15 protein-coding genes are annotated in these 20711 nt (G+C 41.7%); 12 read left to right on the top strand and 3 right to left on the bottom strand.

All coding sequences use genetic code 11. The annotated features are described in order from the left end of the window. Positions 1 to 83 precede the first annotated feature (83 nt). A complete protein-coding gene (locus tag IGI38_RS21220; RefSeq protein WP_438733914.1) occupies positions 84 to 983 on the top strand; it encodes an NAD(P)H-dependent flavin oxidoreductase in 900 nt (299 codons plus the stop codon). Between the two features lie 12 nt (positions 984 to 995). Here IGI38_RS21220 and IGI38_RS21215 read toward each other — a convergent pair whose 3' ends face one another. Next, complete coding sequence (locus IGI38_RS21215) at positions 996 to 2492, bottom strand: UDP-N-acetylmuramoyl-L-alanyl-D-glutamate--L-lysine ligase (RefSeq protein ID WP_438733913.1); 1497 nt, start codon at positions 2490 to 2492, stop codon at positions 996 to 998. Positions 2493 to 2617: 125 nt separating this feature from the next. Here IGI38_RS21215 and IGI38_RS21210 point away from each other — a divergent pair, with 125 nt between their 5' ends. Beyond that, positions 2618 to 4255, top strand: a complete 1638-nt coding sequence (locus IGI38_RS21210) for a putative polysaccharide biosynthesis protein (RefSeq protein ID WP_438733912.1) — start codon at positions 2618 to 2620, stop codon at positions 4253 to 4255. A gap of 411 nt (positions 4256 to 4666) precedes the next feature. Then, a complete protein-coding gene (locus IGI38_RS21205) occupies positions 4667 to 5311 on the top strand; it encodes a LysM peptidoglycan-binding domain-containing protein (RefSeq protein ID WP_438733911.1) in 645 nt (214 codons plus the stop codon). 124 nt (positions 5312 to 5435) lie between these two features. On the opposite strand, the gene IGI38_RS21200 is transcribed toward IGI38_RS21205, so the two are convergent. Next, positions 5436 to 6287, bottom strand: coding sequence for an RluA family pseudouridine synthase (locus IGI38_RS21200; protein WP_438733910.1), 852 nt, complete (start codon positions 6285 to 6287; stop codon positions 5436 to 5438). A gap of 282 nt (positions 6288 to 6569) precedes the next feature. On the opposite strand from IGI38_RS21200, the gene IGI38_RS21195 reads away from it, so the two are divergent. The 3 genes from IGI38_RS21195 to IGI38_RS21185 all read left to right on the top strand — a co-directional run bounded on the left by IGI38_RS21195 (position 6570) and on the right by IGI38_RS21185 (position 10475). Next, complete coding sequence (locus tag IGI38_RS21195; protein ID WP_438733909.1) at positions 6570 to 8771, top strand: PBP1A family penicillin-binding protein; 2202 nt, start codon at positions 6570 to 6572, stop codon at positions 8769 to 8771. A gap of 69 nt (positions 8772 to 8840) precedes the next feature. Further along, complete coding sequence (locus IGI38_RS21190; protein ID WP_010779642.1) at positions 8841 to 9182, top strand: YlbF family regulator; 342 nt, start codon at positions 8841 to 8843, stop codon at positions 9180 to 9182. Positions 9183 to 9347: 165 nt separating this feature from the next. Next, positions 9348 to 10475, top strand: coding sequence for a serine hydrolase domain-containing protein (locus IGI38_RS21185; protein WP_438733908.1), 1128 nt, complete (start codon positions 9348 to 9350; stop codon positions 10473 to 10475). 50 nt (positions 10476 to 10525) lie between these two features. Here IGI38_RS21185 and IGI38_RS21180 read toward each other — a convergent pair whose 3' ends face one another. Then, the gene (locus IGI38_RS21180) at positions 10526 to 10708 is read right to left on the bottom strand and encodes a hypothetical protein (RefSeq protein WP_438733907.1); all 183 of its coding nucleotides are present in this window, start codon (positions 10706 to 10708) and stop codon (positions 10526 to 10528) included. A 214-nt stretch (positions 10709 to 10922) separates the two neighbouring features. Between IGI38_RS21180 and IGI38_RS21175 the strand changes: the two genes are divergently transcribed. From IGI38_RS21175 to IGI38_RS21150, 6 genes are all read left to right on the top strand, one after another. Continuing rightward, positions 10923 to 12104 (top strand): metallophosphoesterase family protein, encoded by a 1182-nt coding sequence (locus IGI38_RS21175; RefSeq protein WP_438733906.1) that lies wholly within the window; start codon positions 10923 to 10925, stop codon positions 12102 to 12104. Continuing rightward, on the top strand, positions 12094 to 14724 hold the full coding sequence (locus IGI38_RS21170) for an AAA family ATPase (RefSeq protein WP_438733905.1): 2631 nt from the start codon (positions 12094 to 12096) through the stop codon (positions 14722 to 14724). The genes IGI38_RS21175 and IGI38_RS21170 overlap by 11 nt, the downstream gene beginning before the upstream one ends. Beyond that, complete coding sequence (locus IGI38_RS21165) at positions 14721 to 15665, top strand: 3'-5' exoribonuclease YhaM family protein (RefSeq protein ID WP_438733904.1); 945 nt, start codon at positions 14721 to 14723, stop codon at positions 15663 to 15665. Before IGI38_RS21170 ends, IGI38_RS21165 begins: the two co-directional genes overlap by 4 nt. A 79-nt stretch (positions 15666 to 15744) precedes the next feature. Next, positions 15745 to 16254: a GNAT family N-acetyltransferase gene (locus tag IGI38_RS21160; protein WP_438733903.1), complete on the top strand. Its 510-nt coding sequence runs from the start codon at positions 15745 to 15747 to the stop codon at positions 16252 to 16254. A 219-nt stretch (positions 16255 to 16473) separates the two neighbouring features. After that, positions 16474 to 18894 carry an HAD-IC family P-type ATPase gene (locus IGI38_RS21155; RefSeq protein ID WP_438733902.1) on the top strand — a complete coding sequence of 807 codons (2421 nt, stop codon included), beginning with the start codon at positions 16474 to 16476 and terminating at the stop codon, positions 18892 to 18894. Between the two features lie 296 nt (positions 18895 to 19190). Then, complete coding sequence (locus IGI38_RS21150) at positions 19191 to 20684, top strand: phosphomannomutase/phosphoglucomutase (RefSeq protein ID WP_438733901.1); 1494 nt, start codon at positions 19191 to 19193, stop codon at positions 20682 to 20684. Positions 20685 to 20711 lie beyond the last annotated feature (27 nt).

Genomic DNA, 20711 nt, shown 5'->3' with positions numbered 1-20711 from the left:
TTTATCAACTCTCGACGTAAATCTGATCCCCATCTTTCATACTAGATATGCTAGGATGAAGAAAAAAGAAACGAGGGACTTCAATGGAAACGATCACTAAATTGCTAGGTATCCAGTATCCGATTTTTCAAGGAGCGATGGCTCATATTGCATGCTATCCATTAGTAAGTGCTGTGTCAGAAGCCGGCGGACTAGGAATCATTGCGGCCGGCGGTCTGAGGAGCGATGACTTACGAGAACAAATTCGTGAGACGAAAAAGCGTACGGATAACCCTTTTGCCGTTAACCTGATGCTCCAAATGGAAAACATTTCGGAACAAGTCGAAGTGTTGGTGGAAGAAGGAGTCGCGATCGTAACTACAGGCGCAGGAACCCCAAAACCCTATATGGAACAGTTTAAGCAGGCAGGAATCAAAGTGTTTCCTGTGATTCCTTCGGTTAAGCTAGCTAAAAAAATGGAGCAACTAGGTGTTGATGGTGTAATTGCGGAAGGGATGGAAGCGGGCGGTCATATTGGAGAGTCAACTACGATGGCACTGATTCCTCAAGTTGCTCAAGCGGTCAATATACCCGTTATTGCCGCAGGTGGAATCGGTGACGGCCGTGGTATGGCGGCGGCCTTTGCATTAGGAGCGCGAGGCGTTCAAATGGGGACTGCTTTTTTGACGACAGTGGAATGTCCGGTTCACGAAAATTATCAACAGGCTATTTTACAAGCTGATGATACAGCGACGATAGTGATTCATAAAGACAAAGGCGGAGCGATCCGTGGATTGAAAAATCATTTAACTGAAGAAAATAGAAGTGCGGCTTTTTCTTTAGCGGCGTTACAACGAGCGGCAGATGCTGGCGATATTCAGCAGGGGATCGTTATGTCAGGACAAATTGCAGGGCTACTTAAAGAAGTGAAGCCAGTCAAGAGCTTGATCGAAGAAATCTACGCTGAGGCAGAGAAGATTAGCAGGAGTATAAAAATAGACTAACGGAAGTGCCCGTTAGTCTTTAATAAATTCTTCTGCTAAATGATAGTCACCTTCGTAAGCGAGATCTTCGCCGTTGACAGTCATATATTTGTCTGTTCCTTTACCCGCTAGAATAATTGCATCGTTTGGACCAGCGTTGCAAATGGCATCATGGATAGCTTTTTTACGATCCACTTCAAAGTGAACCTGAACATGATCATTTTGGATTCCTTGCTGGATTTCATCCGCGATTTTTTTCGGGTCCTCGAAGTTTGGATCATCGCTGGTTAATACAGCGACATCGGCATATTCTCCGATAGCTTGGCCTAAGCCTTCACGACGAGATTCTGCTTTATTTCCGGTAGAGCCGGTAATAACGAGAAGTTCGCCATTTGGATGCTGTTCCTTTGCGAAGGCCAGCAAAGATTTCATACTTAAATAATTGTGGGCATAGTCGACATAAATGCGGGCACCGTTTGTTTTTAACAGCAGATTCATCCGTCCAGGGACCAAGGCTTCGGCTAAACCTTGACGACCTGCCTCTTGATCAGCACCGACTAGGGAACTAGCAAGTAAGGCAGCAGCGGCATTTTCTTTATTAAAGTCGCCGGCTAGTAAGATTTGGTAAGCGCCGTTTAATTTAAAGCGATCTTTTGAACTGGATAAAGCAAACCCTAATGGATGTTGCAGCGGTTTTACGTGATAATCGGCGGCTTCATTCCCGTATGTGATCACGGGAATATTTTGTTTGGCTGCCAGCTCTTGTAATAGATCGAAGTGATCGATTTCGTGCTGCAAGATAACTTGGCGAGAGTTCGCGACTAATTGTCGTTTACAATAGAAGTAATCTTCAAAAGTCGGATGTTCGATCGGGCCGATATGATCAGGTGAGATGTTTAGAAAAATTCCAACATCAAAGCGCAATCCGTAAACGCGCGCTACTTTGTATGCTTGAGAAGAAACCTCCATGACAAGATGCGTCATGCCGTTAACTACTGCTTCTGCCATCATTCGATACAAGTCCAGTGATTCCGGAGTTGTAAGTTTTGATTTGAAAAAGGTCACACCATCTAATGTTGTATTCAAGGTGGAAAACAGCGCAGTTTTCTTGTTTGTCGTGATATCTAGGATTTGTTTCGTGAAATAGGCGACGGTAGTCTTGCCTTTGGTTCCGGTGATTCCGATTAGTTTTAATTTTTTCTGTGGATAATCATAAAAGGCCATACTTAAAACAGCCAATGCCTTGCGAATGTCTGTGACAATGATCGCCAATTCTGCTGGCACCTCATAGGGCTGTTCAGCGATGTAACAGGTTAAGCCGTCAGCCAGCGCTTGTTCTAAAAAACGTTGTTGAAAATGATTCCCTTTACAGAAAAAAAGGGTGTCGTTATCGACGTCACGCGAGTCATAAGAGATTTTATGAAAGCCTTTGTCAAAAGGAGCAGTCAATGTCCAACGCGTCGGCGTGATGAACTCTCGTAATAGATTTTCTTTTTCAAGAATTTGTTGGATTTGAGTAAGTGTCAGCATGTTGAGACCTCCAATATATAGTCTAGGCTATTATAGCATAGCTTAGGAATAGAAAAAGTAAAGAGTGATTGTCAGAAGCGTGTTTTAGCTTTACTATAAGGGTAACGATTTTGAAGGAGGAGACCATGAAAGAGACACGACCAAGTGATCTGAGATATCAGGAAAAAATGATCCAAGGTTCAGCGTGGCTGTCAGTGGGAAATATTTTTTCGCGGCTGCTGGGTGCGATATACATTATTCCGTGGTATGCCTGGATGGGAGAAAATGCCAGAGCTGCTAATGGATTATTCAATATGGGTTATACCTTTTACGCCTTGTTCATGATGATCTCAACGGCGGGCTTGCCGGGGGCGATCGCTAAACAAGTCGCTCGCTACAATTCTATGGGAGAGTATCGAACGAGTCGGCGTTTATTTATCAAAGCTTTACAAGTAACAGCGATTTTGGGGATCGTCTTCGGTGGTGTGATGTTTTTTACAGCGCCATTATTAGCCAGTTTATCTGGTGGGGGACGTGCACTGATTCCAGTGATTCAAGCGCTGAGTATTGCGGTGGTTGCGTTTCCTTGTATGAGTGTCCTGCGAGGATATTTCCAAGGTCAGCAAGATATGCGGCCTTCAGCGATTTCTCAACTGGTTGAACAAGCCCTTCGTGTTTTATATATGCTCTTAAGTGTCTTCATTATTATGAAGGTCATGAAGGGGGATTATTTGAGTGCAGTGATCCAATCGACTTTTGCTGCTTCAGTAGGGATGATCGGATCTTACGCTGTTCTGCTTTTTTATTGGTTCAAAGAGCGCCCCCGGGAAGAGTTGCAGCTCGAACGTAGCTTGAACAAAGTAACGATCGATACGAAAAAATTACTAATTGAAACAGTTAGACAAACGATTCCATTTATTTTATTGGGGAGCGGAATCACCTTTTACAAATTGATCGATCAAGTAACCTTTATTCATACAATGAAGGCCAATACGAATTTCAGTCATGATCAGCTAGTTGATTTATACGCATTATTCAGTGCGAATCCGGATAAACTGACCATGGTTGTAGTCGCGTTAGGAACTTCTTTGGCGTTGACGAGTTTGCCAATGTTGACGGAGCTATTTACCCAAAAACGCAGACCTGAGCTGGCGAAGCTGGTAAATACGAATATCCAGTTGTTTGCTTTTATTATGCTTCCTGCTGTTTTTGGGATGATCTTATTGGCATATCCATTGAATACCGTCTTTTATTCAGCAGATGTTCTCGGTAGCCGGGTACTAATGGTTGCCTGCTGGACAGGGCTTGTCTCAGCGTTGTTCATGATGTTGTCTACAACGCTGCAAGGAATCTCTCACAGCCGAATTGCTGTGAGGTATTGGTTGGCGGGATTGCTGTTAAAAATGGTAATTCAAGTGCCGTTGATTGAACTATTGGAAGTATATGGTCCTTTGGTGGCCACGTTTATTGGGTTGAGTTTAACTTGCGGTTTGTGCTTATGGAAATTAAGAAGAGTCGTACATGCAAACTATCAGCTAGCTTTTCGCCGCTGTGTGTTGATCTTGATCTTAACGCTTGTGATGTTGATCGTTGCGATCGTTGTTCGGCAATTAAGCTATCTTGCTTTTGATCCAGCTTCAAGATTATCGGCATTAATCATTTGTTTATTGACCGCGGGGAGTGGCGGATTGGTGTATTTCTATTTAAGTTTGAAGCTTCGCTTAGTTGATAAACTCGTCGGACCGCAAGCAAGAAAATGGCGTCGACGTCTCCGAATCAAATAGCACAATACCCCAGCTCCTTTACTAGAGCCGGGGTATTTTTTTGTTATAAATTAATGTTTGAATTCAAATTCTATAAAAATAATTTGCAAAATAATTCAAAAAGAACAAAAAGCTTTTTCTGGTTTTCTTTACAAAAAGATTTCAATGTTTCTAAAGATAATTTTTGTAATACAAGAGTAAAACAGTTACATCGGCTGGAAACGGCTTGAACACTAGGGTTTTATTAATGAGAATAAAAGTGATATATTTCAAAATGACACACTGATCGAAGTTTTGTTACATAGTTTTATGATCTTGTAATGAACTGTTACATTAATATTACCCATGAAATACAAAAGGATGGTAAAGTAACACTCGTAGTCAAGAAGACAGAAGAAAAAAGACATAAGAAAAATCGGAGGAAGTTACATAATGAAATTAGGGAAAACATTTCTTTTTAGTACAGTATTAGCAGCAGGTGCAGGTTTAGCGATGGGAGCTACAGACGCACATGCTTCAGAAACGTATACTGTAGAAGCAGGAGATACTTTATCAAAAATTTCTAACAAGTTTGCTGGTAACGACAGCTTAGTTGATGCGATTGCAAAAGCAAACAAAATTTCTAACGTAAACATGATTTTTGCTGGTCAAGAATTAACAATTGACAGCGAAGGTAAAGCAAACACTGCAGCTAAACAAGAAACGTTGGTTGTTCAAGAATCAACAGCTGTTCAAGAAACAACAGAAGCAGCACCTGTTCAAGAAGCAGCTCCAGCACAACAAGCAGCGGCGGCACCCGTTCAACAAACAGAAGCAGCACCCGTTCAAGAAGCGGCTCCAGCAGCAACTGCAGCGACAACTTCTTCAGCAAAAGAATGGATCGCTCAACGTGAATCAGGTGGCTCTTACTCAGCGACTAACGGTCAATATATCGGACGTTACCAATTATCATCTTCATACCTAAATGGTGATTATTCTGAAGCGAACCAAGAACGTGTTGCTGATCAATATGTAACTTCTCGTTATGGTTCATGGGAAGGCGCACAAGCTTTCTGGCAATCAAACGGTTGGTACTAAGATTTAAGATAATTCAAAGCCCAAGTCGCTGTGACTTGGGCTTTTTTGTTTATTTTTATTTGAGCGATCTAATTAAATGGATAAGCCGTTTGCCTTAGCAGTCAGCTGGCGCGCTGTGTTTGGATTACCAAAGTCCCGGCAAAGCTCGAACAGCTATTTTTTTATTGGTAAATGGGTGGGACAAATGCAATTCATAAGCATGCAGCATCAATCGTCCCTGCGGATGCTTACTATATAAGGGATCACCAATTAGCGGATGTCCGATACTAGCTAAATGCACACGGATCTGATGTGTTCTGCCGGTATCTAATTGGCAGAAGATCGCTGTTTGATTCGTTAATGGTTTCGCGACTATTACATGAGTGATAGCAGATTTTCCGCCTTTTGAATCAATCCTTCGTTTGCGTCGGTCGTGACGATCACGCCCGATTTTTTTGTTGATTGTCTGATCTTTTGGAAGATTGCCATGAACGACTGCTTGGTAACGACGATAGATCTTTTTCTGTTCCAGTAATCGACCTAAAATCGGCAATACGAACGGATTTTTTGCGAAAAGGATCGCTCCGCTCGTTTCTTTATCTAGACGATGGACAACATGAGGCTGGAAATCAGGCGCTAAATAGGCAGCTAAATGATTTAGCAAAGTGTCTCGTTCCTCTGGCTGATTGGGGTGTGTCTTCATGCCGTAAGGTTTATTAACGATAATTAAATGCTCGTCTTCATAAAGAACTTCGATATGTTTTTTATCGCCTAATAATAAGTTTCGTTCAGGATAATCGCTAGCTTCGAAGCTGACGGTGATAACATCACCAGGGTGAACCAACGATTGAAAATGACAGGGTTCTCCGTTGATCAAAAGGCTTTTGCGTGTCCGAAGGAAATGGCGGACTTTTCTAGGGACCAACCATTCTTGTTCTAACAGGTCTTTGACAGACATTTCAGCAGATTGATCAGGCAAAGTCATAGTGAATTTCATCAAGTTTCTTGCTCCTTTTTCATTTTTAATGGCTATCGCTGAGTGATCATATCGAAATATAAGAGGGATTGGCTTATTTTCTTTCCTCAACGAGTCAAATAAATGTATCAACTGGCTTATTGTATCACTTTTAATGGATATTTAAGAAAAAAATCAGCTTTTCCTTGATACCCCATGCTAGAATACTCTCAAGTGTGTATTGCATCCGTCTCAAGACCCAAGCTTTGAATAGATGATTTGTGATACACTGTGTCTGAAATTTGTATAGAATGGAGACCAAAAATGGATTTTCAGGAATTTTGGCGCAAATTTAAAAATGGTGCAAACGTTTTTTGGCAAAAGTTTCGCAGCGGTACAAAAACTTTTTGGCAATGGATCAAGCCCTACTTGATTCGTTTTCACCATTGGCGCAAACGTATTTGGAAAAAATATCATATCAATAAAATCTTGCTCTTATTAACACTTGTAGGTGTTTTAGTGATGAGTGTTTATCTATTTTTCTTAGCAAAATCAGTCAATGTGGAGACGCTGCAATCCAGCTTGAAACAATCGACGGTGATCTATGATGAAAAAAATGAACAAGCAGGCTCTCTCTACGGACAAAAAGGGACCTATGTCGAAAGCGATCAGATTTCTCCTTATTTAAAAGATGCTGTCGTTTCTACAGAAGACCGAAACTTCTATAGCCACCATGGTTTTGATATCAAGGGGATTGCGCGGGCGGCACTAGGGCTGGTGACTTCTGGTCATATTACTGGTGGAGGAAGTACCTTGACACAGCAATTGGCTAAAAATGCGTACTTAAGTCTTGATCAAACGCTGGAACGTAAAGCCAAAGAAATTTTTATGGCGATCGAGATTGAAAAGAAATATGATAAAGATCAGATTCTCACGATGTACTTGAACAATGCCTATTTTGGCAATGGTGTATGGGGCGTCCAAGATGCAGCGAGAAAATATTTTGGTGTGGATGCCAATCAACTGACAATTGGAGAAGCAGCTACCATCGTTGGGATGCTGAAGGGACCAAGTATTTATAATCCGATTGATAATTTAGAAAATGCAGTGAATCGCAGAAATACCGTACTTTCGGTGATGGTAGAAAACGGCAAGCTGTCCAAAGAACAAGAAGGTCAAGAGAAGGCGGTCGATCTTGGTTCAGAGCTGAACGACACATATTCTTCGGCTGATGCAGGCTATCGTTACCCTTCATACTTCGATGCGGTCATCGATGAAGCTGTAGAACGCTACGGAATGTCAGAGAAGGATTTGTTGAATAAGGGCTATAAAATCTATACGTCGCTGGATCAGGATTATCAAAAGCAAATGGAAGCCGTTTATGACAACAATGCAAACTTCCCAGCGAACGCTGCAGACGGGGTAATGCCGCAGTCTGCTTCAGTGGCGATGGATCCGAAAACCGGTGGCGTTCAAGCTCTAGTTGGTCGACGTGGCGAACATATTTTCCGTAGCTACAATTTTGCGACACAAATGCAGCGTTCGCCAGGTTCTACGATGAAGCCGTTAAGTGTTTACTCCTCTGCGTTAGAATCCGGCTATAAGCCTGACAGTGTGCTAAAGGATGAACCACAATCTTATTATAACGCGAAAAATTATGACGGCACCTATCAAGGGGAAGTTCCGATGTACCAAGCGGTTGCTCAAAGTTTGAATTTACCGGCAGTTTGGCTATTACATGAACTTGGCTTGAATAAAGGCTACAATAAGGCTCAAGAGTTTGGAATTCCTTTGAGCAAATCCGATAAATATTACGGCTTGGCTTTAGGCGGATTAGAAAAAGGAACTTCACCGATGCAGATGGCGGCGGCTTATGGCGCTTTTGCGAATGAAGGAAAAGTATATGAACCGCATTTAATTACGAAAATCATTGATTCAACCGGTGCTGTCATCGAAGACAATAGCTCACCAAAATATGAGCAAGTGATTTCAAAGGAAGTTGCCAATGCAATGACCAGCATGCTCTTAGGAACTTTCTCGAACGGTACAGCAGCTCAAGCTGCACCAGCCGGATTTACTGTTGCAGGTAAGACGGGCACGACCGAAACCAACTTTGATGCGAGCAAAGTCAATGACCAGTGGATTATTGGATACACGCCGAATGTCGTGATTTCTACCTGGTTAGGTTTTGAAAAAGTTAGTGAGACTCATTACTTAAGTGGAACGAGTGGATCGGAAGTTGGGCAAGTCTTTAAAGCAGAAGCGGAATCGATCTTGCCATACGCTGGTCAATACTCTTTCGATGTCGCGGATGCTTATGCAACGGGCGGACAAGTCGTGGCTGCTGATGAAGTGAATCAAGGAGCAGAAAATTCAGATACAAGTAAATGGCGTGAAGAGCTGAAAGACATCGGCGGGAAAGCCAGTGAAGGGGCGGCGAACTTCTTTGAAAAAGCCAAAGATGGCGCCAATAAATTGAAGGAAAAAGGCCAAGAATTGTGGCGGCAGTACCAACCAGGAAATTAGGGTGTGAACCCGTTTCCATTCATGTTACAATAGAAAAGTAACTTTTATAGAAAATGAGGGAATAAAAAAATGGCAAACATCTATGATTCAGCGAACGGATTAGAACGTGAAATCCGTGAACTACCAGAATTTAAATCATTAGAAGAAGCTTTCGCGGAACTAAAGAAAAACGAAACAGCTTATGCTGCTTTCAAAGATTTCCAAGCATTCCAACAAAGCCTGCAAGAAAAACAAATGCGCGGTGAAGATTTCAGCGACGAAGATGCTGCACAAGCACAAGCTTTAGCTGAAAAAGTTCAACAAGAAGAATTGATCAACGAATTAATGGTGAAAGAACAAGCTTTCAGCGTGATCATCAATGACTTGAACCGCATCATTATGACACCAATTCGTGAATTGTACGAAGGTTAATCAGAAATAGAAGCTGCGACGTTTTTAAACGTTGCGGCTTTTTTTGTACTTTGTCAGCTTACAAGAATCTTACAAGCAACGAATAAAAATGATAGATAGAAACAAATTAACGTTTTTTATCTAGAAAATTGCTATACTTCATGTCGTAAGGATGGCGAGAAAAGAATGAAAAAGAGGATTCTCATAGGTAGCGGTATACTGTTGCTGGCAATAGGGTGTTTGCTCGTTTGGCGTAGTCACCCGTTAGAGCTCCATGCCAATAAACGGCAAGAGTCAACAAGTGAAACAACGATAAACGCGACTAAAAAAACTGACGTTAAGCCGGAAAAGAAAGCAGCAATTGTTTTACCGGCGACTGAAAATAAAGAACTGGATAACTTTTTGGTCGATCAGCATTTTTCGGGAACGGCTCTGGTAGTTCGCAAAGGCAATGTAATTCTGAATCAATCGTATGGATTAGCGGATCAAGAGAAGCAAATCAAAAATACACCGACAACAAGGTATTACATTGGATCAGCACAAAAAGCAATCATTGCAACCGCGATTTTACAATTAGAACAGGCGGGAAAGTTGAAGCTTGAAGATCATATTATAAAATACTTGAAGGATTTTCCTAATGGACAACAAATTACGCTAAAGAATCTGCTCAATCATACAAGCGGGTTGGCTGGACGAACAGAAGGCAGTAAAGCAATCTTGCCGGAACAGATCATTCAAGAAATCGAAGCGGCAGGCAGTGATTCTGCGATAGGAACGTGGCATTATTCGGATAGCAATTATGCTGTACTGGCATATATCCTGCAACAGGTTAGTAAACAAAAGGCTCAAGAATATATTCAAGAGCACATTTTTAAACCGGCCAATATGCAAAATACTGGATTTTATCAAAGTGATGAAGCGATGACTGATTTAGCTGAAAGCTATAAGGAAAAAAATGGACGTATAGAAAAAGCGCAGTTACCTAATCTCACGCAATTGTTTGGGGCTGGTGATATCTATACTACGGCCACCGATTTCTATTTATTTGATCAAGCGTTGATGCAGGGAAAATTAATCGATGAGGTAGAAAAAAATAAAATGCTGACTGCCGGCAGTTCATCTACCTATGGAATGGGCTTTTATGTGAACCCAGGCAGTTATTCCAGTCATGGTGTTTTAGGCGGATTCAATACGATCAATACCTTTACTCATACGGGGTTGACCTTCATCATTTTATTAGCGAATACCAATCAGGTCCAGTCTTTAGGCCAGACTGCTGACCATATTTATGAAGTTCTCAATCAAATGGGATAGAAAAAGGTTAGAAGTGCAGCTCTTTTGAGCAGCATTTCTAACCTTTTTTGTTAAAAGAATTTTTTGAAACGTGCCATCAAGTCATTGATCTTCTCAGACTTAAGTAGCGTTTTGGCTTTCTCATAGTATTCGCCCAACTCATCTTTATGATCCTCGATAAGTTCCTTGGCCTTTTCAAGATTGCCTTCATTCAATAGTTCTTTGGCTTTTTTCATCAGTTCATCTTTGTTCATAAACTCACTCCTGTTCAGGTAGATTAATTCTAATTGAATTTTGCCAATTTTTCGAGTATTTGCTTTCAAAAAGGACTCTATAAATACGAACAAGTTTTCGTTTTTTTATGGTAAAATAAGTGAGATTGGATACTAGTCCAATTTTTCAATAACTAGTATTGAAAAATTTGGTTCATTAAAAATAGTTCTTATGCGACAACTAGGAGGAGAAAAAATGAAATTCCTACACGCGGCCGATCTGCATTTAGATCGTTCCTTTGAAGGATTGACTATCGTGCCAGAGCATTTTCAGAAGCAGTTGGCAACAGCCAACCAGAAAATGCTGCGGAATATTGTAGATATCGCGATCACAGAAGCTGTCGATTTTATTTTGCTGGTCGGGGACACGTTTCATCAAAACCGCCCCACGTTAAAAACGCAACGTTATTTCTTTCAAGAAATGGCACGTTTAGCCGTAGCTGAAATTCCGGTCTTTATGAATTTTGGCAATCATGATTTTTATCAAGCTGACCGGTATTGGTTTGCTTTTCCAGATAATATTCAGCTGTTCGACGACGAAGAAGTCGAAACGAAAAATTTTACCACGCCTACAGGTGAGCGGATAGCTATTACGAGTTTTAGTTATCAGCATTCTACGATCGAAACGGTGATGGCTGAAAAATTTCCTCGTAAAGGGGACGTTGATTTTCAAATCGGCATGTATCATGGTGGTCAGACGCCTTACGCGCCATTTCAGTTAAGTGAGCTATCAGCAAAGGGATATGATTATTGGGCGTTGGGCCACATCCATGTTCCGCAAATTTTATCGCAGCAGCCATATGTAGTTTATCCCGGAACGCCTCAGGGCCATACGCAAAAAGAAATGAATCTGGCAGGGGTGACGTTAGTAGAGAGCCAAGGAAATCAATTGCTTCCTACACCGGTTTCTGTTGAAGCCGTTCGTTGGGAGAAGCAGACATTATCTTTGGCGAAGGTTCGCCAGCCGAGAGAGATTTTTCCATTGGTTCGCCGTTTATCAGCAGAGATGCCAACATTATTACATTTGGAATTTAGCGATACAGAAAATTTAGGTGAAGAATTGGCTTATCAAGTAGCTTCTGGAGAATTGTTAGAGGCCTTACAGGAAGAAGTACCACAAGATATTTGTCTCTGGCAATTGACGTTGGCAGAATTACCGACGGAGCGGCCATACCTAGCTGTTGATAAAAATTTGGTTGATCAGCTAATCCAGACGTATCAACCGCCAGAAATTTTTAGCGAACTGCTAAGTGAATTAGAACAAAATCCGCAGCTGCATAAATTGATGGATCAAGAATTTAGAGTAGATACGATATCATTGTTAGAAAAAAAAATGGCGAAGAGCTATCGTTTCAGGAGGAATGCCGATGTGGATTAAAAAAGCTGAAATCACGAGCTTTGGCAAATGGCGCCAGCAAACCTTCCTATTTGAAGCAAAGAATCAATTAGTTTATGGGTTGAATGAAGCTGGGAAATCAACGTTGTATCAATTTATCCAAGCGATTTTATTTGGTTTTCCTGCGAAACGAAAAAAAGGACAGGACTATACGCCGAATGATGGCAGTGGTTTTGGCGGGCGCTTACTGATTGTTCATCCGACCTATGGCACGGTGACGATCGAACGGTATAAAGCCAAAAACAAGGGCAAAGCCAAAGTCTGGTTGGAAGATGGGCAGCAATGGGAAGAAGATTTGCTGGAAAAATTACTTTATCCTTTGAATCAACAGCTCTTTCGACAAGTTTTTACCTTTCAACAAGAACAGCTTCAACAATTGGATGTGCTGAGTGAAGAGAACCTTCATGAGGCATTGATTTCGTTAGGTCTATCCGGAAGCAATGAATTATTCGAGCAGCGTATGCGGTTGAAAACGAATTACGAAGGTATTTATCGCCCTCGTGGACGGAAACAACCATTGAACCAAGCGTTGCAGAATTACCAAAACCTGCAGCAAAAGATCAAAGAGAAAGAAGCGCAAGAAGCTGGGTTTCAGCAGCTTGTTCGCCAGGCTGATGAAGAAAAACGACAAGTAACGCAACAAGCTGCAAAGAATCGGAATTTGCAGGAACGACAGTTAGTTTTGGAACAACAGCGCATGAACTGGTCTAGTTATGCGGAGTTTTTAGAGTTACAGAGAACAGATCTACGCTTAGTAGCTAGTGAAGAAGAGCAATCGGCGCTTCAGACGTTCTATCAAGAATATCAGCAACTGATGAAAGAACAAGAAAAGCTGCATACAGCTTTACAGCAGCATAGCGGGAATCAAGAATCGGCACGCTACTATTTTTATTTAGAGAATGAGAATCGAATCCAGCAGTTATTGGCTGAAAGAGTCGCGATTGCCCGAATGCTGGATGAAGAACAGCGGATCTCAGTTAAACTAGCACAAGCTGGCGATATTCCGACAAAATGGCAACAAAGCCCGCCACGGACATTTGCTGATGAACAAGCAATTCAAAAGCTTTTCGCGCCGTTACAGGCACAGCAAAAAAAGCTGGAAGAGCAAAGGATTCGTTTGCATCTAGTCAAAGAACAACGGGATCAGGCAGAAGCCAGTCTCAATGACTATGAACAAAAGCATCCTGAGTTGTTCCATCGGAAAAAGAAACCACCATGGTTGTTTATCGCAGCTGGTGTAGGAGTGATAGCAGCAGTTTTACTACCTGCACCGTTACGCTATATTTTGATCGTGACAGTAGCGGCTTGTGGTATTGGCGGCGTATTGAAACAAAATAAACCGGCAAACAAAGATGCGTGGCAGGAGAAACTTGGTCAATTGGATGTTTACGAAGGTCAAGTCGCGGAAATGACAGACAAGATCGCCAAAGGACAGCGAACAGCGCAACATTTATTTGATCAGATCCAAAATGAGCTGCATCAGAGAAGCCTAGCCAGTGGTGAAAATGAGTTTGCGGTCGTGCAAGAAAACCAGCGGGCTCAAAATTATCTTGCACAGCTTCAGACAAATTTGGAACTTCAGCAACGGCAAGCCTTGTTGCGGCAGAATTTGATGCAGCAGGAACTGCAATTTGAGTTTTTAACAGAATGGCTGCCGCTGCATGAAAAAAATCTATCTGAAAAACTTTCAACGCTGGAGCACTTTGCTAATGAGATGGAGCAGATTCGTTTTGCGCAAACCTATCAAGAAAATACTGTTCTTCAGCAACGAATTCATGAGACACAAAAGCAACAGCAGCAGTTGCTAGATCAGCATCAATCCTTGTTAGAACGTTTGAAAATGGCGTACCCATCAGAGATTCCGGCATTTTTACAACGGGAATCAGAGGTAAGCCAAAAGCAAGCGCGATTAAATGAATTAACAAAGAGTGTCGCTCCGCTGTATGAACAGGAGACGACGTTTGCAGAAATTGAAGAAGCCTTGCGTATTTTACACCAGGAAATTCAAACGAGCGAAAGACAGCTGCATCACTTACAGGAGCAGGAACAACGCTCGCGTTTGCAGATTCAACAAATGCAAGCCGACGGTACATTAGATAGCCTTTACCAGCAGGCGAGTCAGCAACGAGCGCTGGTTGAAAAATTAACGACGGATTATGCGACAGCAAAATTAGAAAATCAATTATTACAAGATATAGCCACTGAGTTGTCAGAACAGCAATTGCCGGAACTATTAAAACAGGCGACAAGCTATTTTCAAGAGTTGACTAATCAAGCTCATAGCTGTTTAGATTTTTCAGAAGGAGTGTTAACTGTCGACCAGTTGAGTATTTACAATCTTTCAACAGGAACGAAAGATCAGGTCATGATGGCCTTTCGTTTTGCTTATCTTGCATTGCAGCAAAAGCATCCATTGTGTCCAGTGATCATTGATGACGGCTGGTTGCATTACGACCATCAGCGAAAATACCAATTCGCTAAACTATTACAGCAATTTAGTCAAAATTATCAAGTCATTTGTTTGTCATCTGACCAAGAAATGGTAAGCTATTACCAAGAGCTTCACCAGCCAGTCTGGGAATTGAAGGGAGTCCAACGATGAAAAAAATCAAAGAATTAACAGTCGACGAGCAGTTTGAAATGTATGTATTGATCAAAAATGCCGATGTCCGTCTAGCTAAAAACGGAAAAAAATTTATCGCGTTTACTTTCCAAGATACTTCTGGAACAGTGGATGGAAAATTTTGGGATGCATCTGAAGAAGAGATCAAACGTTATAAGGCGGGGCAGGTCGTTTTATTAAATGGCAAGCGGGAGCTGTATCAAGGAAATCCGCAGGTCAAGATTATGCATCTGCATACTACCAAAACGGATGAACCGAACGATCCGGCACTGTATATGGAACGTGCACCAATCAAACGTGAGGATATGGAAGAAGAGTTCAACAAAACATTATTCGAAATCACTAATGCTCATTGGAATCGGATCGTTCGTTTCTTGCTAAATAAATACCAAAAGGAATTTTTCGAATTTCCAGCAGCGAAGCGCAATCACCATGCGTTTGCTGGAGGCTTAGCTTTTCACACGCTAACGATGCTGCGTTTAGGCAAGGCGATCGCGAAGGAATACCCGCAGTTAAATACATCCTTGCTTTATGCAGGAATCATTATTCATGACTTAGGCAAAGTGATCGAGCTGACTGGCCCTTCTTCAACGGAATACACAGTAGTAGGAAACCTTGTGGGGCATCTTGTTTTGGTAGATGAAGAAATCACCAAGGCGTGTGCTGAATTGAAGATCAATGATGCGGATGAGGATATCGTAATTTTGCGTCACATGGTATTATCCCATCACGGTCTTTTAGAATATGGTTCACCGGTACGTCCGCGTATTATGGAAGCGGAAATCCTACATCAAATCGATAATATCGATGCCTCGATGCAAATGATGTCTAGTGCAGTGAAAAGTGCTGAACCAGGAACGTATACAGAGCGCATTTTCGGAATGGATAATCGCAGTTTTTATGTACCAAAAGACGTTTAAAGTCGAGCATGTCGCAAATTGTTTGCGGCATGTTTTTTGTCACGCCGATTTTTTACTAGATGTGTATGGAGGGGAACTAATGATTATTGAAACAAACCGACTCTATCTTCGTGAACTGCAGCAATCGGATAGCGGGTCTCTGAGTAAAATTTTACAGGATGAACAAACGATGTATGCTTATGAGGGTGCCTTCGATGATAATGAAGTTCAAAATTGGCTAGATAAGCAAATCGAAAATTATCGCCGAGATGGATTTGGCTTATGGGCGGTCATTTTAAAGGAAACTGATGAGATGATTGGACAATGTGGCGTAACGTGGCAGGACTTTTCTGGCCGCAAAGTTTTAGAGATCGGCTATTTATTTCAACGAGCATTCTGGCACAAAGGTTATGCTGTCGAAGTAGCCAGGGCGTGCAAGAAGTTCGCTTTCGAGAAATTAGAGGCGGAGGAAGTTTTTTCGATTATTCGTGACACGAATATAGCGTCGCAAAAAGTTGCGAAGAGAAATGGCATGGCTCGCAGAGGGGAGTTTATTAAGCATTACCGCGGAGTAAACATGCCTCATTACGTTTACTCTATTCAAAAATAACTTGCGTCTTAGACTGTAGATAACATCCATTTTACGGATATTATCTACAGTCTTTTTTCATAAAAAGGAGCAATGCTTCAAAATAATTTAAGAGATTATAGCTTTTAATGTTCAAAACCGACTTAAAATGGAAGTCGTGTTAAGATAAACATAGAGTAGAACAGCATATTTTTTGCTGTAAAAACAGCGTTGGTTACAAATGAGATGAGGTGAAACCGGATGAAAAAAAAAGAAGAAGTTCAAACGGTGGAGGAAAATTTTGATGATGTTGAGATTCCAGCAGGATTAGAGGGTTTAACGACTTCCGAAGTTCAGCAAAAAATAGAAGAAGGACAAATCAATCAAATTGAAGATAATCTATTAAAGTCAGACAAAGAAATTATCAAAGAAAATACGATCAATATCTTTAATATTCTAAACTTGGTGTTGGCCTTATTGGTGCTCTTAGTAGGGTCGCCGAAAAATACCTTGTTTTTCGGAGTAGTTGTCATTAATACGCTGATTGGGATCATTCAAGAATTACGAGCAAAACACACGATTGACAAATTATCGGTCTTAGCTAAGACGAAAGCGGCTGTTTTACGAGAGGGACGCTTGCAGCAGATTGATCAGGAAGAAATTGTTTTAGGCGATATTCTTTATTTACGAAACGGCGATCAGGTTCCGGTAGATGGCGATCTATTAGCTGGTGAGGGCGTGGAAGTCGATGAATCGCTGCTGACAGGTGAGGCGGATCGTGTACAAAAAGCTAGGCGTGACAAGTTATTCAGCGGCAGCTTTGTAACCGCTGGTGAATGTTTTTATCGAGGAACTGCTGTAGGCAAAGATAATTTTGCAGAGCAATTAACGAGTGAAGCAAAAACAAAAAAGACAGGCAATTCGGAATTGACGAAAGTCTTGAGCCGGATGATCGCTGTTTTAACGATCGTAATCATACCTGTGGGGTTGGGGCTTTTTTATAGTCAGTACCAAGCCTCGGATTCGATCAAACAGGCTGTTTTAGGAACCGTTGCCGCGTTAGTCAGCATGATTCCAGAAGGATTGATGCTGTTAACAAGTGTGGCATTTGCAGTAGGTGCAGCAAATTTGGCGCGGAAAAAGGTTTTAGTTCAAGCATTGCCGTCCATTGAGACGTTAGCACGGGTCGATGTGATCTGTTTGGATAAGACCGGTACGATCACCGACGGTACATTGAAATTTGAACAGGCGCTGCTAGAGGATATTTCGGATAATCGCTTAAATGAAATCATGGGAGCACTGCTTTATCATCTGAAGGATCAAAATGCAACGGCGAAAGCCCTGCGGGAAGCATTTCCAGCGATTGATTCTTGGCAGGCGGAAAAAGTCGTCCCCTTTTCTTCTGCGCGAAAGTGGAGCGGAGCAACGTTCAAAAATCAAGGTAGCTTCGCGTTCGGCGCGCCAGAATTCATTTTTAAGGACATGTCCTCTGACATGCAGAATAAGATTCAGCCTTATCTAGAGGACGGACAGCGTGTTCTTGTTTTAGTGGAATACCCGGGGACTTTAGAAGAGGAACTGGTATATGAACCGCAACTATTAGCGACGCTGATCATCTCAGATAATTTGAGAGAAAATGCACGTGAGACCTTCGGCTATTTTGCCAAACAAGATGTACAACTGAAAGTAATTTCCGGAGATCATCCGTTGACTGTTTCGAAGATCGCTCAGAAAGCTGGAATCAAAAATGCTGAAGTGTTTATTGATATGTCGAGCCTAGAAGAACCGATCGATTATAAAGCGTTAGTAAACAATACGACTGTTTTCGGGCGAGTGACGCCAAAACAAAAGCAATCATTGATTCACACACTGAAAGCAAACCATACTGTCTGTATGACAGGTGATGGAGTCAATGATGTACTGGCATTACGTGAAGCAGATATCGGTGTAGCGATGGCAAATGGAAGCAGCGCTGCAAGAGCCGCTTCGGATGTCATTTTACTAGATTCCGATTTCGCTCGGATGCAAAATGTATTAAACGAAGGGCGGCGAGTCATTAATAATATTGAACGTGTCGCATCAATGTACTTGGTTAAAACAATCTATTCATTGATATTGGCTGTGATCTTCATGATCATCGCGAGTCCCTATCCTTTCCAACCAGTCCAACTAACGCCGATCAATGCGTTGACAGTGGGTATTCCTTCCTTCTTCTTGGCCTTAAAACCAAGCTATGAACGAATCAAAGGAGACTTCCTAAATAATATTTTACGCGTTTCTTTACCGGGCGCATTGACAGTTGTCAGCGCAATAATGATCATTCAGTTGGCCGATGTATTGTTTAATCTGGATTATCAGGCGACATCAACAATGTCCGTCTTTTTGACAGGCTGTGTCGGGCTGCTGGTCTTGTATAAAGTTTCTTTCCCGTTAGATAAGAAAAAGATCGCATTGATCGCTGTATTGAGCACTGCGTACCTAAGCTGTTATCTATTCTTTAGAGAGTTCTTTGATTTTGATAAACTTTGGAATCGAAATTTGTTTTTCGTCATCCCCTTGACCTTTGGAATTTATTGGCTGTTTAGAGGGTTGACCTTTGTAATGGATCATTTGGTCGATTGGAGAATTCGTTGGAAAAAGAAACGACAAGCGAAAAAAAATCCGCGGTCACGTGTCATTTAAAATAGTATGATTTACTTAAATTGATAAATTTTCCCGGAAAAGGCTTTCTTTTCCGGGATTTTTGGTATAATAAACTAAAAGTAGAGATGAAGGATGTAGTTCTACTTCTTGCTTCAGCATGATTAGTAGAATGGTATGCGTACGAGAATCATTTGAATTTTTACGTTAGAAAAATTCATAAGCTATTTATGAGTTAGCTCAATAATAGCTAGTTGGATGGTATACGGCATGAAAATCAGACATATTTTTCTGGAAGAAAAATAGATACATTAAAAGGAATAAGGAGGAATTCATCAATGGAGTTAACAAAGTTGCAAAATGGTTCAGATATTCGTGGAATCGCTATCACGGCTGAGGACAAAGTAAAAAACCTGGGTACTGAGGAGGCACGCTTGATTGCGAATGGAATTCTTAATTGGTTAACGGATAAAGGCGTGAAGCGTCCATTTAAAATCGGAATCGGACATGATAGCCGTTTGACCGGGCCTGAATTGAAGGGCGTGATGGTAACTATTTTTGAAGCAGCTGGTTGTGAGGTTTTGGATTTTGGTTTAGCGACAACGCCTGCTTTGTTTATGGCGACACAGTTTGAAGAGTTCGCTTGTGATGCTGGAATCATGTTGACGGCGAGTCATCTGCCGTTTTATTTCAACGGTATCAAGATTTTCAGTCAAGCTGGCGGCGCGGAGAAAAGTGATATTGCTTACATTTTGACTCACACTGAAGCGAGTGAAGGAGCGGCTGGACGAGTGGCGCAGGCTGATTTATTGTCTCGTTACGCGGCAGATCTTGTCGAGAAAATTCAACAGGGCAGCGGCAGCGAGCAGCCATTAACAGGCATGAAAATCGTTGTTGACGCTGGAAACGGCGCTGGCGGGTATTTTGCTGATAAAGTACTAGCAGTTCTTGGTGCTGATATTAGCGGATCACAGTTTTTAGAACCTGACGGGAACTTCCCAAACCATATTCCTAATCCAGATAATAAAGAAGCGATGGCTAGCATCAAGCAAGCGGTGCTGGATAATCAAGCGGATCTTGGTGTGATTTTCGATACCGATGTCGATCGTTCGGCGATCGTTTCGAAAGATGGACAAATGATTAATCGAAATAATTTGATTGCGGTCTTATCGGCAATCGTCTTGCAAGAACATCCAGGCAGTACGATCGTGACCAACTCACCCACATCAGATCATTTGAAAAACTTTATTGAAGAAAAAGGCGGCAAACAGTATCGTTATATCTCTGGGTACCGCAATGTTATCAATAAGGCGATTGAGTTGAATGAAGAAGGCATCGATTGTCAATTAGCGATCGAGACTAGCTCTCACGCAGCTTTCAAAGAAAATTATTTCTTAGATGATGGTGCGTATGTGATCGCGAAGGTGCTAATGCTGCTGCCAAAATTGCAGCAGGAAAATCGTGAACTGACTGACTTGATGGCAGAGTTGGAACAACCAGTGGAAACACTAGAGATTCGCTATACAATCAGCGGAGAAGAGTATAAAGAGGCTGGACAACAAATGATCGAAAAATTCCGAACGGAGTTGCCGAAACAAACAAGCTTTGCGGAGAATTCTGAAAATCAAGAGGGTGTACGTTTCTCCGTCACTGATCCTTACGGAAAAGGTTGGATGTTATTGCGTCTGAGTTTGCATGAACCTTTGTTGGTAATGCAGGTAGAGAATGATCAAGCAGATCAAATTCAGAAGCAATTACCGATTTTCCGTGAAATCTTAGCGCAAGATACGAAGATTGATCTGACGAAACTTGATCAACAATTGAATAAGTAAGATTACTTGCAAAATAAGCCCCTTCGT

This window comes from Enterococcus sp. AZ128 (assembly GCF_051714485.1).
Lineage (GTDB): Bacteria > Bacillota > Bacilli > Lactobacillales > Enterococcaceae > Enterococcus_A.
Note: the sequence above shows the minus strand (reverse complement) of the source record. Positions and strands in the feature narration are given on the sequence as shown.

What these genes read in the sequence shown, in the direction of transcription:
- IGI38_RS21205 (WP_438733911.1), top strand. Translation starts at nt 4,667, where the DNA reads ATGAAATTAGGGAAAACATTTCTTTTTAGTACAGTATTAGCAGCAGGT.
- IGI38_RS21165 (WP_438733904.1), top strand. Translation starts at nt 14,721, where the DNA reads ATGAAAAAAATCAAAGAATTAACAGTCGACGAGCAGTTTGAAATGTAT.
- IGI38_RS21160 (WP_438733903.1), top strand. Translation starts at nt 15,745, where the DNA reads ATGATTATTGAAACAAACCGACTCTATCTTCGTGAACTGCAGCAATCG.
- IGI38_RS21220 (WP_438733914.1), top strand. Translation starts at nt 84, where the DNA reads ATGGAAACGATCACTAAATTGCTAGGTATCCAGTATCCGATTTTTCAA.
- IGI38_RS21215 (WP_438733913.1), bottom strand. Translation starts at nt 2,492, where the DNA reads ATGCTGACACTTACTCAAATCCAACAAATTCTTGAAAAAGAAAATCTA.
- IGI38_RS21150 (WP_438733901.1), top strand. Translation starts at nt 19,191, where the DNA reads ATGGAGTTAACAAAGTTGCAAAATGGTTCAGATATTCGTGGAATCGCT.
- IGI38_RS21190 (WP_010779642.1), top strand. Translation starts at nt 8,841, where the DNA reads ATGGCAAACATCTATGATTCAGCGAACGGATTAGAACGTGAAATCCGT.
- IGI38_RS21155 (WP_438733902.1), top strand. Translation starts at nt 16,474, where the DNA reads ATGAAAAAAAAAGAAGAAGTTCAAACGGTGGAGGAAAATTTTGATGAT.
- IGI38_RS21180 (WP_438733907.1), bottom strand. Translation starts at nt 10,708, where the DNA reads ATGAACAAAGATGAACTGATGAAAAAAGCCAAAGAACTATTGAATGAA.
- IGI38_RS21170 (WP_438733905.1), top strand. Translation starts at nt 12,094, where the DNA reads ATGTGGATTAAAAAAGCTGAAATCACGAGCTTTGGCAAATGGCGCCAG.
- IGI38_RS21210 (WP_438733912.1), top strand. Translation starts at nt 2,618, where the DNA reads ATGAAAGAGACACGACCAAGTGATCTGAGATATCAGGAAAAAATGATC.
- IGI38_RS21195 (WP_438733909.1), top strand. Translation starts at nt 6,570, where the DNA reads ATGGATTTTCAGGAATTTTGGCGCAAATTTAAAAATGGTGCAAACGTT.
- IGI38_RS21200 (WP_438733910.1), bottom strand. Translation starts at nt 6,287, where the DNA reads ATGAAATTCACTATGACTTTGCCTGATCAATCTGCTGAAATGTCTGTC.
- IGI38_RS21175 (WP_438733906.1), top strand. Translation starts at nt 10,923, where the DNA reads ATGAAATTCCTACACGCGGCCGATCTGCATTTAGATCGTTCCTTTGAA.
- IGI38_RS21185 (WP_438733908.1), top strand. Translation starts at nt 9,348, where the DNA reads ATGAAAAAGAGGATTCTCATAGGTAGCGGTATACTGTTGCTGGCAATA.